Source organism: Candidatus Poriferisodalis sp., assembly GCF_965262965.1.
Lineage (GTDB): Bacteria > Actinomycetota > Acidimicrobiia > Acidimicrobiales > Poriferisodalaceae > Poriferisodalis.
In genome coordinates this window covers 53,735-67,808 of the sequence record NZ_OZ253573.1, presented here as the reverse complement: position 1 = coordinate 67,808, position 14,074 = coordinate 53,735, and the positions used below count along the sequence as shown (strand labels likewise).

General features: G+C 67.0%; 13 protein-coding genes and 1 pseudogene. 10 read left to right on the top strand and 4 right to left on the bottom strand.

What is annotated here, in order from left to right:
• Window positions 1-5 precede the first annotated feature (5 nt).
• Entirely contained in the window at window positions 6-893 is an 888-nt protein-coding gene (locus ACQY5K_RS00485) for an ABC transporter permease (protein WP_428119074.1), read from the top strand.
• A complete protein-coding gene (locus ACQY5K_RS00480; RefSeq protein ID WP_428119072.1) occupies window positions 890-1,639 on the top strand; it encodes an ABC transporter ATP-binding protein in 750 nt (249 codons plus the stop codon). The genes ACQY5K_RS00485 and ACQY5K_RS00480 overlap by 4 nt, the downstream gene beginning before the upstream one ends.
• 37 nt (window positions 1,640-1,676) lie before the next feature.
• Here ACQY5K_RS00480 and ACQY5K_RS00475 read toward each other — a convergent pair whose 3' ends face one another.
• Window positions 1,677-2,717 carry a glycosyltransferase gene (locus ACQY5K_RS00475; protein WP_428119070.1) on the bottom strand — a complete coding sequence of 347 codons (1,041 nt, stop codon included), beginning with the start codon at window positions 2,715-2,717 and terminating at the stop codon, window positions 1,677-1,679.
• Between the two features lie 130 nt (window positions 2,718-2,847).
• Between ACQY5K_RS00475 and ACQY5K_RS00470 the strand changes: the two genes are divergently transcribed.
• Window positions 2,848-4,227 (top strand): LLM class flavin-dependent oxidoreductase, encoded by a 1,380-nt coding sequence (locus tag ACQY5K_RS00470; protein ID WP_428119068.1) that lies wholly within the window; start codon window positions 2,848-2,850, stop codon window positions 4,225-4,227.
• 30 nt (window positions 4,228-4,257) lie between these two features.
• Here ACQY5K_RS00470 and ACQY5K_RS00465 read toward each other — a convergent pair whose 3' ends face one another.
• Window positions 4,258-5,070, bottom strand: a complete 813-nt coding sequence (locus ACQY5K_RS00465; protein WP_428119066.1) for an SDR family NAD(P)-dependent oxidoreductase — start codon at window positions 5,068-5,070, stop codon at window positions 4,258-4,260.
• Between the two features lie 76 nt (window positions 5,071-5,146).
• On the opposite strand from ACQY5K_RS00465, the pseudogene ACQY5K_RS00460 reads away from it, so the two are divergent.
• Window positions 5,147-5,329 (top strand): annotated as a pseudogene (locus tag ACQY5K_RS00460) (3-methyl-2-oxobutanoate hydroxymethyltransferase); the annotation flags it as partial.
• Window positions 5,330-5,385: 56 nt separating this feature from the next.
• Window positions 5,386-6,243: a pantoate--beta-alanine ligase gene (panC, locus tag ACQY5K_RS00455; protein ID WP_428119064.1), complete on the top strand. Its 858-nt coding sequence runs from the start codon at window positions 5,386-5,388 to the stop codon at window positions 6,241-6,243.
• Window positions 6,244-6,274: 31 nt separating this feature from the next.
• Here panC and hmgA read toward each other — a convergent pair whose 3' ends face one another.
• Window positions 6,275-7,591: a homogentisate 1,2-dioxygenase gene (gene hmgA, locus ACQY5K_RS00450; RefSeq protein ID WP_428119062.1), complete on the bottom strand. Its 1,317-nt coding sequence runs from the start codon at window positions 7,589-7,591 to the stop codon at window positions 6,275-6,277.
• A gap of 92 nt (window positions 7,592-7,683) precedes the next feature.
• Window positions 7,684-9,135, bottom strand: coding sequence for an MFS transporter (locus tag ACQY5K_RS00445; RefSeq protein ID WP_428119060.1), 1,452 nt, complete (start codon window positions 9,133-9,135; stop codon window positions 7,684-7,686).
• A gap of 102 nt (window positions 9,136-9,237) precedes the next feature.
• On the opposite strand from ACQY5K_RS00445, the gene ACQY5K_RS00440 reads away from it, so the two are divergent.
• From ACQY5K_RS00440 to ACQY5K_RS00420, 5 genes are all read left to right on the top strand, one after another.
• On the top strand, window positions 9,238-10,251 hold the full coding sequence (locus tag ACQY5K_RS00440) for an NAD(P)-dependent oxidoreductase (RefSeq protein ID WP_428119058.1): 1,014 nt from the start codon (window positions 9,238-9,240) through the stop codon (window positions 10,249-10,251).
• Between the two features lie 3 nt (window positions 10,252-10,254).
• Window positions 10,255-11,322 carry a TIGR03617 family F420-dependent LLM class oxidoreductase gene (locus ACQY5K_RS00435; protein WP_428119056.1) on the top strand — a complete coding sequence of 356 codons (1,068 nt, stop codon included), beginning with the start codon at window positions 10,255-10,257 and terminating at the stop codon, window positions 11,320-11,322.
• A gap of 75 nt (window positions 11,323-11,397) precedes the next feature.
• Window positions 11,398-12,207 carry an SDR family NAD(P)-dependent oxidoreductase gene (locus ACQY5K_RS00430; protein ID WP_428119054.1) on the top strand — a complete coding sequence of 270 codons (810 nt, stop codon included), beginning with the start codon at window positions 11,398-11,400 and terminating at the stop codon, window positions 12,205-12,207.
• Between the two features lie 165 nt (window positions 12,208-12,372).
• Window positions 12,373-12,519, top strand: a complete 147-nt coding sequence (locus ACQY5K_RS00425) for a hypothetical protein (protein ID WP_428119052.1) — start codon at window positions 12,373-12,375, stop codon at window positions 12,517-12,519.
• Between the two features lie 23 nt (window positions 12,520-12,542).
• Entirely contained in the window at window positions 12,543-14,018 is a 1,476-nt protein-coding gene (locus ACQY5K_RS00420) for a SulP family inorganic anion transporter (protein WP_428119050.1), read from the top strand.
• Window positions 14,019-14,074: the final 56 nt, after the last annotated feature.

The window sequence follows — 14,074 nt, the reverse complement described above, 5'->3', positions numbered from 1 at the left end:
CCCGCATGGACGCCGAAGGCGGTAAGGCAAGCAGGGCCAGCGAGGCCGCCGACGGCGCAGGTGCCGGCGATGCAGCGGTCCGGCCGCTCATCGACCTGACGTCACGGCCGTCGACGCTGAGCTACCTGCGCGAAGCGTGGCGGCGGCGCGAATTCGCCATCGTGGTGCCGGCACAGGATCTGCGGGCACAGAACATGGACACCACGCTGGGCCAGCTCTGGCATCTCGTGAATCCCGCGCTCCTGGTCGGCGTCTACTTCCTCGTGTTCGGCGTGATCATCGACACCCGGCGTGGGGTCGACAACTTCCTGGCATTCCTCATCATCGGCGTGGTGCTGTTCCATCTCACCCAGCGCGTCACGCTGGAAGCGGCCGGCTCGATCACGCAGAACCTCGGCCTGATCCGATCGATCCAATTCCCGCGCATCCTGCTGCCGGCGGCGTCGGTGAATGGCCAGACGGCCGCGTTCGTGCCTGCACTGGTGCTGGCGCTGCTGGCGGTGCTGGCGACCGGCGAGCTGCCGACACTGCGATGGCTCGTCCTACCTGCCGTGCTGGTGGCGCAGTTCGCCTTCAACTTCGGCGCTGCATTGCTGGTAGCGCGCATCGGCACGACGATGCGGGATTTGCGCCAGATCCTTCCGCACCTATTCCGGCTGCTGTTCTACGGCTCGGGAGTGATCTTCAGCGTCGACGCGTTTGTAGAGAGCACTGCGTGGCGGCGGGCTTTCGCCCTCAACCCGATCTACGACGTGATCACCTGTGCCCGCTGGTGCCTGCTCGGTGAGCCCGTGGATCTGTGGGCCGTCGCCGGCCTCGTGTTGTGGTGCATCGTGATGCCTGCGCTGGGCTTTGTCGTGTTTCACCGGTCCGAACAGAGGCTCGGCGCGTGAGCGACTCCACCGTCACCGTTGAGGTGCGAGACGCCCACGTCAGCTACCGGGTGTTCGAGGAACCTGACATGGGCATCAAGCAGGGCTTTGCCCGGGGCCGGATGCGACGCGAGTCCCGCCTGATTCCTGCGGTGCAGGGTGTGACGCTCGACCTCTACGAGCGCGAGACGCTGGGGCTGATCGGGCCCAACGGTGCGGGCAAATCGACACTGCTCGCCGCGATGACCGGGCTGCTGCCGCTGCGCTCAGGCAGCATCCGGGGCCGGTCGAGGCCGTCGCTGCTGGGCGTTTCCTCGGTGCTGCGCCCGGCGCTGTCAGGGCGTCGCAACATCCTGATCGGCGGGCTGGCGCTGGGCTTCACCCGCGCCGAGGTCGAGCGCCGGATGGACGAGATCATCGACTTCGCCGGCCTGCGCGCGGCAATCGACCGCCCGATGCGCACGTATTCATCTGGCATGCGGGCCCGTCTGCGCTTCGCCATCGCTACGGCTCGGATTCCCGAGATCCTGTTGATCGACGAAGCGCTGACCGTCGGCGACGAAGAGTTCCGGCGCCTGGCTGCCGAGCGGATCGACGACGTGAGATCGGAATCGGGCTCGGTGGTGCTGGTCACCCACAACATGAACGAGATCCAGCGCTTCTGCGATCGGGTCGTCTGGCTGGACGAAGGCCGCGTCCGTGCCGTCGGCGAGCCGTCAGAGACCGTCGAGGCCTACGTCGCGTCGTCGGGGGCGCGTCCGCGCTGAGCGGGCGCCGCATTCGTCGCAGCGGCAGCCTCCCGGCTCATCTTCGGCGGGTTCGGCCCCACCAGAATCCAGCACCCCACGCGAGGTGCATGACACCGAAAGCGCCCATGGCCTGGAGCTGCTCATTCACCGACCGCAGCGTCGGGCGCAGCCGCGCCGCCGCAATCGCCGACGCGCCCGTGTACGCCAATGGCACCACAGCGCCCCAAGGTCGACCACGGAACAGTTGCACCCCAGAGACGGCAAGCCCTGCCAGCAGGGCAGGTGCCGCCAGCTGTCTCGGCCGCAGCGACTGCGGATGCCGCAGCAGGATCCGTCGCTTCCAAGCGCCGTAGGCGAAGTACTGGCGGGCCAGCGCCCGGTAGCCGGCCCGGGGCACGTAGTCGACGACGAGGCCCGAGTCGAGCCATACGGAATGGCCTGCGCTGCGCAGTCGCCAATTCAGCTCGTAGTCCTGGTTGCGCTCGAGTGACTCGTCAAAGCCGCCCACAGACTCGAGCACCGATCGGTCGAACACGCCCAGGTAGACGGTGTCGACGTGTCCGCTGCGGCGACCGCTCCGGAACGCCGCAGGTCCTGCGCCGAACGGGGACGCGAGGGCGGCCGCCACCACGCCGGCCAAGCCGGGCCCCCCGACCGGCCTCTGCACGCCGCCGACGTTGGCGGCCTCGGATGCCCCCATGGTCGCGACTGCCCGCTCGATGTAGTCGGGCGGAATCCGTGCTTGCGCATCGACGCGCACGACAACGGTGCCGTCGCTGGCCGCGATCGCGGCATTGAGACCGGCCGGGGTCGTGCCGGCTGGATTGTCGATCACGTTCATTTGCACGTTCATTGGCACCTTCATGGGCGCCCCCAGGCGGGCATCGGTCAGCACACGCCGGGTGTCGTCGGTGCTGGGCGCCACCGCGACGGTGAGGTCGACCACACCTTGGTAGGTCTGGGCGTCGATCGCTGCCAGGCAGTCGGGCAGCAATTCTGCGCAGTCGCGTGCGGGCAGGACCACCGACACGTGGGGCAGTGCCGTGCCCTCGACGTCGGGAGGATTCACTTCGAGCACGGGCGTTCGGTCGGGCACGCGCTCGCTCGCCGGCCGTTCACGAAGATCACCCGCTCGGTCACAGGCGACTAGTTCACCACGCAGCCCGGGTGGCAGCCGAACGCACCGGGGCGGGGCGCAACACCCCGAGCGGTGCGAGACTGGCGCCGTGGCGACGGGAACCCAGCGAGCGCCAGGCAATCGACGGATCATCCTGAATGCGTTCACCATGAACTGCGTCAGTCACATCCAGCAGGGCTTGTGGGTGCGCGACGACACACGCCAGCGCGAGTACACATCGCTCGATCCGTGGCTGGAGCTGGCCCGCATCTGCGAAGCGGGCTGCTTCGATGCAATCTTCCTGGCGGATGTGATCGGGCTCTACGACACCTACCAGGGCAGCGCCGACACGTCGCTGCGTGAGGGCATGCAGGTGCCGGTGAACGACCCGATGCTGCTGATCCCGGCCATGGCCACGGTCACCGAGCACCTCGGGTTCGCTTTCACCAGCAACGTGCTGCAGGCGCATCCGTTCACCTTCTCCCGCCAGATCACCACACTCGATCACCTCACCGCAGGGCGCGTGGCATGGAACGTGGTCACCTCGTACCTGCAGAACGGTGCGCAGAGCCTCGGCTACGAGCGGCTTCCCCGCCACGACACGCGCTACGAGCGAGCGGAGGACTACTTGGACGTCTGCTACAAGCTCTGGGAGGGCAGCTGGTCCGACGATGCGGTCGTGGCCGACACCGAGCGCGGTGTCTATGCCGATCCCGACGGCGTTCGGCCGATCAATCACGAGGGCCCGTACTACTCCGTCGCAGGTCCGCACCTCGCCGAGCCGTCGCCCCAGCGCACACCGGTGATCTACCAAGCGGGCTCCTCGGATCGCGGGCGGGACTTTGCAGCCAAACACGCCGAGTGCGTCTTCGTCGTGGCGGCCTCGCGGGGCCTCACCCGCATCGCCGAGGACATCCGGCGCAGGGTGAGCGCCGCCGGACGCCACCCGAACGACGTGAAGATCATCGCCGGCCTGTCCCCCATTGTGGGCGGAACGGAGGCCGAGGCGAAGGCCAAACACGCCGACTATCTCGCCACGCTCTCGTTGGAAGCAGGTCTCGCACACCTGAGCGGCAACCTCAACGTCGATCTCAGCCACATCGATCCTGACCAGCCGCTCGAGAGTCTCGCCACCGAGGGCGTGCGGGGACCGGTGAAGTCCCTGCTCGATTCCGCTCCGCCGGGAACGCGGACCTTCGGAGACCTCATCAAGCTCAACATGGCGGGCCAGTTCCTCGTGGGCTCTCCCGAGCAGATCGCCGACGGCATGGCGCGCCGCCTGAACCAAGGGGTGGACGGCTTCAACTTGGTCTACGCCACTACTCCCGGCACGTTCATCGACTTCATCGAGGGTGTGGTGCCCGTGCTAGCCGAACGCGGGCTCGTCCAACGGGAGTATCAGCCGGGAACGCTGAGGGACAAGCTCTTCGGCCGCAGTCGTCTGCCCGCTGCTCACTACGGCAGCAGCTTCCGCCAGCAGCCTGCGTAGCCATCCTGCCAGCCGGTCAGCTGCCCTGGCTCAGCCGGCCAGCGTGGCCCGTGAGGGTCCCCGCAAGGTCACGCCGCCGTCGACGACCAGCGTGTGACCGGTGATGTAGCGGGCCTCGTCGGTGCACAGGAACCTGACCGCTGCGCCCACATCCCAGCCGCTGCCTTCGATTCTCAGCACGCTCGCCCTCCGGCGGGCTTCGGCGAGTTCTTCGGGCATGTCATCGCCGCCGACGAGCGGTGTCCGCACGGGACCTGGGGCCACACAGTTCACGCGCACACCGTCGGCGCCATGGTCGACCGCCATCGCCGAGGTGAGCGACATGATCGCCCCCTTCGACGTCGAGTACGCCGTCATTCCCCGCGGCCGCAGCGCCGAGATTGACGAGATGTTGACGACCGCTCCCGCTCCCAAGTACTCGACCATGGCTGGTATCGCGTGCCGCGAAGCCAGCACCATCGAGGTCAGGTTCACGTCCATGACGCGTTCCCAGCGGTCCACGTCCTCGGTCACCACCGTTCCGCTGCTGCCGATGCCGACGTTGTTCACCAGGATGTCCAGCCGGCCCCAGCGATCGGTCGCAGCCTTGACCATGGCCGCGCAGTCAGCCTCGGCGGTCACATCAGCGTCGACGGCGATCGCGCTGCCGCCCTCTGCGGCAATCATCTCGACGGTCACCTCCGCGAGTTTGAGCTTGCGGTCGACAGCGACGACATGCGCCCCGGCCTCGGCCAGCAGGATTGCCGCAGCCCGGCCATTGCCGATCCCGTCTCCATGTGCCCCGGCGCCGGTGACCATCGCCACCCGACCGCTCAGATCCGCATTCGCCCGCGTCGCACTCATCGGCACAGTGTTCCATTCCTGTCCCGCATGCGGGACAGCGAGAAAGCTCCGCCTGTCCCAGATGTACGCTCGCGACATGGCCGCAGTTGTTCGAGTGCCGGACATCCTGGCGAAGAAGCAGCAGGGTGAGCCGATCACGATGCTCACCGCCTACGACTTCAACATGGCCCGCCTGCTGGACGCCGCCGGCGTCGACATGCTGCTGGTCGGAGACGCCTTGGGCATTGTGGTGCTGGGCTACCGCAACACCATCCCCGTCATGGCACACGTCGGGCTTCGGCCCCAGTCGGTGCACCAACCGTCCTAGCTGTCTCCATGGCACTGCGGCGCGCCGACACCATTGCGCAACTTAACGAAGTACTCCATGTCGCGCAGCGTGACGGTCAGCGAGTCGCGTGCGTCCCGACGATGGGCGCGTTGCATGCAGGTCACACATCGCTGCTTGACCGGGCCCGCGCCGAATGCGATGTGGTCGTGGCCACGCTGTTCGTGAACCCGCTCCAATTCGACCGCGCCGACGACCTCGCGAAGTACCCCCGAAACGCCAATACCGACCTCGCCATCTGCGAACGGCACGGCACCGATGTGCTGTTCTCCCCCACACCTGAGGTGATGTACCCCGGACCTAAGAAGGTGACCGTCGATGTCACGCCACTTGAGGGCTGCCTCTGCGGCGCCACCAGACCAGGCCATTTTCGTGGCGTTGCTACCGTCGTGACCAAGCTGTTGAACATCGTTGCGCCCCAGCGGGCATATTTCGGTGAGAAGGACTTCCAGCAGCTCGTGATCATCGCCACGATGGCGCGTGAACTCAATCTGGACGTCGAGATCGTCGGCTGCGAGACCGTGCGCGACGACGACGGCTTGGCGCTCAGCTCGCGCAACGCACTGCTCGACCCCGTCCAGCGAGCCGTAGCGCCGCTGCTCGCCACCGTTCTGCGCGATGCCAGCGCAGCCGTGGCTGCCGGCGAGCGTGACGCCTCGAAGCTCATCGCTGAGGCCAGAACCACGCTGAACTCCGAACCGCAGTTCGAGAGCGACTACGTAGAGGTCGTCGATCCTGCAACGCTCGAGCCCGTGAGCACCATCACCGGCACCGTCAGGATCGCTGCTGCCGCGTACTTGGGCTCAGCGAGGCTGACCGACAACGTTGCCGCGTCGCCGCTGGGTTGACCAGGCTGGGCTGATTCCGCCGAGCTGATTCCTAGGCCTGGTCGCGGCGCAACGTGCTGCGATCGTCCAGCGGCATCCACGCATCGGTGTAACCGTCGTGCAGCTCACCCAGTCCGGCTGCCCAAGCCGTGGGGATCCACGCATAGCGGGACTCGAACATGAAGGCCAGCATGTCGGCCATCCGCCGGGGCTCGAGTTCCGCCGTGGTGCCGGCGTCGTAGGCGTCGATGTCGGGGCCGTGGGGCAGAAACGCGTTGTGGATGCTGACCCCGCCGGGCAAGAAGCCTTCGAGCTTGGCGTCGTAGGTGCCTTCGATGAGCCCCATGAGCTCGCTCATCACGTTGGAGTGGTACCAAGGCGGACGGAAGGTGTGCTCCTGCACGGCCCAACGCTCACGGAACAGCACGAAGTCGACGTTGGCCGTGCCCGGTGATTCTGAGGGTGACGTCAACAATGTCCAGATCGACGGCGCCGGATGGTCGAACAGCAGCGGCCCGAGCGGGCAGTAGTTACGCAGGTCGTACTTGTAGGGGGCGAAGTTGCCGTGCCACGCCACCACGTCGAGCGGCGAGTGCGGCAGGTGCGTCTCCAGCAGGCGACCGTCGTGCTTGAACACCAGCCGGGTGGGACGATCCGCAGACTCGTAGCCGGCGACTGGATACAGGAAGTCCCGTGGCATCGCCAGCGCATCCACTCCGATGAGGCCCGGGTCAGGCAGCCGGAACGGCGCGCCGTAGTTCTCGCACACGTAGCCGCGCGCCGTCTCTTCCATCAGCTCGACGCGGAACTTGACGCCCCGCGGCACGGTTGCCAGCTCGGCCGGACCGGCAGTGAGCGTGCCCAGCTCGGTGACCAGCCTCAGCGCGCCCTGCTGGGGCAGGATCAGCAGCTCGCCGTCGGAGTCGGCGAACACCTCGTCCACCATGGACTCGTTCGCGAAATACAGGTGCGTGGCTGCTCCGCGCTGGGTGTGCGCATCGCCGTTCGCAGCCAGCGTGCACAGGCCTGACAGCCACGTCGCCGGCTCGTCGCCGACGGGAATCGGGCTCCATCGAAGCTGTGCCACTGGAGGCGCACCTTCGCGGCACGGCGAGGACCGAATGTTGCCTGGGTCCACATCGCGCAGCCCGGTCACGTGACGCACCGACGGGCGGATGCGGTACATCCAAGTGCGCAGCGCATCGGCACGTGCCACGGTGAACGCACTGCCGGTCAGTTGCTCGGTGTAGAGATCGTGCGCGACCCGCTGCGGGCTGTTCTGGCCGATCGGCAGCACGCCCGGCTCGGCCTCGCTGGCGTGCTCGTTTCCGAAGCCGCTCTGATATTCGACCCCGAAGTCATCCCCCATTGATCACAACCTAGATGAGCAGGTCCGAGCGACGGGCAATCGCCAACGGACCGGCGCAAACGGACCGGCGGGGTTGCCGGCCGTGACAGAGCTCACACTGCGGGGCGGGGGCCGCTATAGAGCAGCGCCAGCACCGTCGAGGCAACAGCACAGGCACCGAAGAGTAGCCACACGAGCTGGTAGCTGCCTGTCCACTCGACGATGTATCCAGTGAAGAGCCCGCCCACGCTGAGTCCCGACATGAAGCCGAGCATCACGATTCCAGAGGCTCGACCGGCCAGGGCCACCGGCACGCCGGTGATGAGCGCCAGCATCGCCACCGCGTTCCATGAGGCCATGCTGAATCCCGCGAGCGGTGCCATAACCCACAGCAGCGCCCCGCCGACATCGACAGCGGCAAAGAGCAGCGCTATGGCACCGACCGTCAGGGCGGCCTGCAACGCCAGTGCGCGCAGCGGCGCGACGCGGCGCTCAGTCGTGCGTGCCCACCACACGCGTGAGACCACCGCAGTGACCCCCATGAGCGCGGTGACCATGCCCGCCCAGAAATTCGTCCACCCCAGCGCCTCTTCGGCGAACAGCGGAAGGAAGCGACTTACGCCGCCCACGATCGACCCCATGAGCAGCGAGTACCAGGTCACGATGCCAATGAGCCGGCGACGCACTCGCCGCTCCGTGGCCTCGAGAAGCTGCGCTGCCGCCGTTTCCGCGTTGCGCGCTGCCTCGGGGTTGCTTCGCTGGATCAGCGGCACCGACTGTCCGAATGCGCGTCGCACGGCCTCGCCTCTGCGACCGACGGGGACCCAGCCGCCGCCGTTCGCGGCAGCCACCACGTGACGGCCCCCACCGGAGAGGAGGCCCGGGCTGTGGCGAGCGTGGCCCGTCGCCTCTGAGTGGGTGGCTGCCGCAGTGCGACCGCCGCGGTCAGAACGCATGAAGATCTGCACGCCCGTCGCTGTCACCAGCGCGACGACGCCATAGACGGCCATCGCAGCGCGCCAGCCGAATGCAACTGCCAGCGTCGGCAATGTCGCACCCGCCAGGGTGCTGCCGAACATCACGCCGGACTGCTTGATACCGGTGATGGTGCCTTGGCGGCCGGCGGGCACCCGTTCGGCAATGAGCTTGTTACTGGCCGGGTTGCACCAGCCCTGTCCGAGCCCGGCAAACACAGCTGCACAGATCAACACTGAGAGCCGAGCGGCGTAGGCCATGACGATGAGGCCCAGGCCCGCCGTGGCCATCGTGAGCACCGTTGACAGCTTCGACCCGAAGCGATCCGTCAGGCGTCCCGACAGCGGCGCGAACACCGCCGCCGCAACGGTGTTGGCGGAGATGGCGATCCCGAACGTCGACGTCGTGATGCCGAGCGTGGAGATCAAGTCCACCGCCACGATCGCGGGCGCGATCAACGGGAATGGCCCCAGGATCATGGTGGCCACCAGCACGAAAGTCAGGCCGAATCGCTGCAGCGGGCCGTCGGGGCGTGCCGCTTCGGGCGACGTAGAACTCGGCAGCGCGACGCGCCCGCTCGCAGCTGGCATCCGCCGCACCCTAGGAGGCCGAACGGATAGGCATCGCACCGTAGACACGAGCGCGACGTCGACAGCGAGGCCGTGCGGGCCGCGGCTGCGTAGCGTTCAGGCGTGCCTTCTCGTCAAGTCCTGTTGCCCGCCGATGACTATCTGCGCCTAGCCGGCCGACTCACGGCGCTCGACCACGACATCGAACCGCTGCTGTGGGCTCCCGACGGCGTCACGCTGGCCGACGGCACGTCGGTAGTCGATGGGGCCGGGAACGCCGCCTCGGGCGCGACGTACGCGCCCGAGGCGGCGTGGGTTTCGATCAGCCTGCTGTTCTCCGGATCGTTTCCGGCCTTTGTCGAGGCGGCTCTTGCGCCAGGAACCCTCCGTTGGACCCAAGCGTGTCTCGCCGGCACCGACGCACCGCCGTTCCAGCAGCTGTTGGCCGGCGGAGTTCAGCTGAGCCGCAGTGACGCTCCGAACGACGCCACCGCCGAGCACACGATGTCGCTGGTCCTGCACACCCTTCATGGCTGGGAAGGACGGATCGACCGTCGGCGAGCCGGTGTCTGGCTGCAGGAGCCGTGGCGAGAGGTGCGGGGCAGTCGCTGGCTGGTGATCGGCTTCGGCTCGATCGGCCACAAGCTGGCAGCGCTGGCACGGCCGTTTGGCGCAGTCGTCGTCGGTGCGCGTCGCAGCGTCGCCGATGCCGCAGACCTCGAGGCCGCCGATGCGATGGTGACGATGGAAGCCCTTGCCGATGAGCTGCCTCTGGCTGACGTGGTGGTCCTGACGTGCCCGCTCACTGATGAAACGCGGGGACTCGTCGATGCCAAATTCCTGGCGTCGGTGCGCGACGACGCGGTGCTGGTCAACGTGGCCCGTGGATCCGTCATCGACGCCGATGCCCTGCTGGCATGGCTGGACGGGGACCGTCCCGCGACGGCGGTGCTCGATGTCTTCGATATCGAGCCGTTGCCCGCTGACAGCCCACTCTGGAATCACCCCAAGGTCGTCATGACGACCCACATCGGCGGTGCCGGCAGTGGGATGCCGTCTCGCAACGACGACCTGTTCGTTTCCCAGCTCGATTCGTTCCTCGCGGGCCGCACGCCTCGCCTGCTGGTGGAGGGCTGAGACATGAAGACTGAGACACTGCTACCGCTTGGCAAGCTCGACCCAGGACTGCGAGCGCCGGACGTTCCGCTCGACGTTGCCCGCATCGGCGTGGCCGCCGCGCAGGTGGAGGAACTGGGCTACGACGCGCTGGTGGTGGAGGAAACCAAGGACGACCCCTACCAGATACTGGCGATGGCGGCCGTCGCGACCACTACGCTCGGACTTGGCACCTCGGTGGCGATGGCGTTCCCCCGTTCACCGACCGTGACGGCGCTGTCGTCGTGGACGCTGCAGAAGGCATCGAGCGGGCGTGTGATCCTCGGGCTGGGTTCGCAAGTGCGTGGCCATATTCGCCGCCGCTACGGCATGGAATGGTCAGCGCCAGGACCGTGGATGCGTGACTACGTGGGTGCTGTGCGTGCCGTGTGGCAGTGCTGGCAGGACCGCACGCCGCTCAACTACGAAAGCGAGCACTACCGCTTGAGCCTCATGGTGCCGCTGTTTGACCCAGGGCCCATCGAACACCCCGACATCCCGATCCAAGTCGCCGCGATCAACCCCAGCATGTGCGGCGTCGCGGGCGAGGTCGCGGACGGCATCCGGCTGCATCCCGTCTGCTCGCCGCTGTTCATCACCGACGTCATGGCACCCGCCGTCGAGCGTGGCGCAACGCGGGCGGGCCGAGATGCCGCAGAGGTGGACTGGTGCATGAAGCCGCTGGTGGCAACGGCGCCCGACGAAGCAACGCTTTCCAAGGTGGTGCGCACGGTGCGCGACCGCGTGGGCTTCTACCTGTCGACGCCCGCATACCAGGCGGCGTTCGATGTGCACGGCTGGACTGACGAGGCACAACAAGGCGCGTCGCTGTCGAAGGAGCAGCGATGGGATGAGATCCCCCGGCTGGTCTCTGATGAGATGCTCCACACCATTGCGACCGTCGGCACGCACGACCAGATCGGCAGGCTGCTCGCCGAGCGATACGGCGCCCTCATCGACCGCATCGAGTTCTCGCTGCCCGTCAACAACCCCGAAGACGGCGAGCACCTCACGGCGATCCTCACCGAACTGCAGGCCACGACACGAAACTGAGCCCGGTCGCCGTGCCCGGGTGCAGCGACGCCTCTGTACGGGTTGCTCCTGAGGTCTAGGGTCTCGCCGTCAGCCGTGCGCACGCACGGCTTCGGCGCCAACTGCGCCGCAACCAACCGCATCGACGCATGGAGGCAGCAGATGGGTGTTCTAGACGGACGAGTCGCGATCATTACTGGGGGCGCACGAGGGCAAGGCGCTGTCGAAGGGCAGCTCTTTGTTGACGAGGGTGCAACCGTGGTCCTCACCGACGTGCTCGACGAAGAGGGCGAGCGGACCGCCGCCGAGGTGGGATGCGAGTACCTGCATCAGGACGTGGCCTCGGAGGCCGATTGGGATGCAGTCGTCGCCGACGTCGTGAATCGGCATGGGCGCATCGACGTGCTGGTCAACAACGCCGGCATCTTCCAGGCTGCCGGGCTGATGAACACCACTGCCGAGGACTATCACCGCATGATGCGCATCAACGCTCTCGGCCCGTTCCTGGGCATGCAGAAGGTCGGGGCCGTGATGGCCGAAGCAGAGTCCGGCTCCATCATCAACATCAGCTCGGTCGCGGGCCTCATGGGCACCATGGGATCGTTCGCCTACAGCGCCAGCAAATGGGCCGTGCGCGGCATGACCAAGTCGGCCGCCAAGGAGCTGGGCCGGCGCAACGTGCGCGTCAACTCGGTTCATCCCGGCTACATCGACACCGAGATGCTGGCGCAGACATCGGTCTTCAACGAGGACTCCGACCGCACCCGCCGAGTGCTGCGCCACGTGCCGCTGCGCCGCATCGCCGAACCGGCCGAAGTCGGTCGAGTGGTGCTGTTCCTGGCGTCGGACGCCAGCAGTTACTGCACCGGCCAGGAATTCACGGTCGATGGGGGCATGTTCGGTTGAGCTCGCTCAGACGAACCATCCAAACACAACGGTTGAGCTCGCTCAGACGAACCATCCAAACACAGCGGCTGAGCTTGCTCAGACGCACCGCTAGATCGGTGGCCTCGCTCCGCTAGTCCCCGCAGGGGGGGTGAACCACAGTGACCCGCGAGCGGGGCTGGGGCGGTGAGGCCTGACATGAACTACGACGCTCAGCGCCTGCTTTCGGATGTCCGAGGCGGCATCACCTCGGCGGTTGTGGTGCTACCGCTCGCACTCGCGTTCGGCGTGGTGTCGGGCCTGGGCCCGTTGCCGGTCTGTGGGGAGCTGTAGCAGTCGGCTTCCTTGCCGCCGTTGTGGGTGGCACGAAGGTCCAGATCTCCGCTGCGACAGCACCCGTCGCTATCGCAGTCTCGTTCGTTCTGGTGCGTTCCGCGGACAGTGCCGTCGAGGCACTGGCCATCATCTTCATCGCCGGGATCATCCAAGTGCTGCTCGGCCTGCTGCGACTCGGTCGCCTGGTGCAATACACGCCGTACTCGGTGACCTCGGGCTTCATCAGCGGCGTCGGCGTGATGATCGTGCTGCTGCAGGTGCTGCCGTTCCTCGGCGCCCCCGCCGAGCGAGGCAATCCGCTGGACTCAATTCGCGCTTGGCCCGATGCATTCAGCGACATGGAATTCCGCGCATTCGGTTTGGCAGTGATCACCATCGTGATCTGTGGAGCCTGGCCCAAGCGATGGCGTGACTACGTGCCCGCCACCGCGGGCGCACTCGTGTGCGGGATTCTGCTTGGCACATGGGTCTTCGACGGCGGGGCCCGCATCGGCGAGATTGTCGACGGACTGCCCGATTTCTGGAGCATGGAGATGCCCTCGGGCGGCTTTTGGAGCGCTGTCGGCGGCGCCATGACGATCGCCCTCATCGGAACCCTGAACAGCCTGCTCAATGCCACAGCCGCGGACTCCATGACCGCCCACCAGCACGATCCCGACCGCGAGCTCATCGGCGTCGGCCTCGGCAACGCGTTGGCCGGCATCGTCGGCGGGCTGCCTGGCGCCGGTGCGCCCGCCGCCACGCACGCGAACATCCGGGCAGGTGCACAGACCCGTGTCGCCGGGGCGCTGTCGGCAGTCGTCGTCGGGGTACTGACCCTGGTGCTGGGGGGACTGGTCGACGACATCCCCTATGCCGTGCTGGCCGGGATCCTGCTGTATCTCGACTTCGGCCTCATCGACTGGCGACTCATCACGCACCTGTACAGGGTTCAACGCGAGCACGCGCTGGTGATGCTGCTCACGCTCGGACTCACGGTGTTCGTAGATTTCTTGATGGGCATTGCGGTCGGCATGGTCGGTGCTGCCCTCGCCGCGAGTCGCCGGTTTGAGCGGCTCGAACTCGACTCGGTCGTGTCCGTGCCGATTCTGGACGCAGCGTTCTTCGCTGACAGCGAGAATCTCGACATCACCCAATTCGATACGTTCTCGGCGCGCGTCGGTCTCGTCAAGATGCGCGGCAGTTTCACGGTCGCCTCGTCGAACCGGCTGCGAATCGCCATGAGCAAGGACATCCAGGAGCACCAAGTCGTGATCCTGGATTTCTCCGAGACCGTCTGCATCGACGACAGCGCGGCGCTCGTGGTGGAACAGCTCATCGACGCAGCGATGGAGCACGACACCGAGTGCATCGTGATCGGTCTCGACGGGCTGCCCGCGACCAGCCTGCAGGCACTGGACGTGCTGCACCGGGTTCCCGGCGATCACTTCGACGCAGGATTCGACGAGGCCCGGCCGATCGCAGCGAGGCTGCTCAAGCTCTCGACAGAATCGTGAAACAGGCCGAGCGGGAAACCGCCCGACGCAAGCCTGTCCAGTCTCGACTGCCGAGT

Excerpts from the sequence above, each read along its gene's own strand:
- ACQY5K_RS00445 (WP_428119060.1), bottom strand. The coding sequence starts at position 9,135 with ATGCCAGCTGCGAGCGGGCGCGTCGCGCTGCCGAGTTCTACGTCGCCC.
- ACQY5K_RS00465 (WP_428119066.1), bottom strand. The coding sequence starts at position 5,070 with ATGAGTGCGACGCGGGCGAATGCGGATCTGAGCGGTCGGGTGGCGATG.
- ACQY5K_RS00485 (WP_428119074.1), top strand. The coding sequence starts at position 6 with ATGGACGCCGAAGGCGGTAAGGCAAGCAGGGCCAGCGAGGCCGCCGAC.
- ACQY5K_RS00435 (WP_428119056.1), top strand. The coding sequence starts at position 10,255 with ATGAAGACTGAGACACTGCTACCGCTTGGCAAGCTCGACCCAGGACTG.
- hmgA (WP_428119062.1), bottom strand. The coding sequence starts at position 7,591 with ATGGGGGATGACTTCGGGGTCGAATATCAGAGCGGCTTCGGAAACGAG.
- panC (WP_428119064.1), top strand. The coding sequence starts at position 5,386 with ATGGCACTGCGGCGCGCCGACACCATTGCGCAACTTAACGAAGTACTC.